This is a genomic window from Campylobacter concisus (genome assembly GCF_002914195.1).
GTDB lineage: Bacteria > Campylobacterota > Campylobacteria > Campylobacterales > Campylobacteraceae > Campylobacter_A > Campylobacter_A concisus_M.
In genome coordinates, this window is record NZ_PPAU01000128.1 from 1 (window position 1) to 447 (window position 447).

The window sequence follows — 447 nt, forward strand, 5'->3', positions numbered from 1 at the left end:
ATCAAGAACTGAATATCTTCAGGCTTCGTAGTATAGGAAATTTCACGCAGTATTTTTAGCACGAAGTCCTTAAAATGCTTTTCAAAAACATCATCTCCCTCAGTAACTCCAAAAATTTCTTCAGTTCGTTTGGTATCTAAAATTATTTTAGAGTATTCATATTGCAAATATAATACGCTGACTATCTCAGCTGGCAAAAACAATGGCTTAGAGTGGCCAGTTTTATTATCTATTGATCGCATAAAAACATCAATGGCCATAAGCGTTGCTATGTGACGACTTTGTAAAAATCGCTTTATAGCAATAGCTTCTCTTACCTCATTGCCGTCTATTACATCAGGGTTATCAGAGCTTTTGATTGTGCTATTGTAAGCATCTTCTATTGCCTGGGGCGACTTAATCTTTTTTATTATGCTTTCAATATATGAATATGGCTCAATCTCTTGC

The 447-nt window shown here is 34.9% G+C and carries 1 protein-coding gene; it reads right to left on the minus strand.

Annotation, left to right across the window (positions count from 1 at the left end):
* A partial coding sequence (locus tag CYP28_RS10430) for a hypothetical protein (protein WP_181000444.1) occupies positions 1-447 on the minus strand: 447 nt, incomplete at both ends.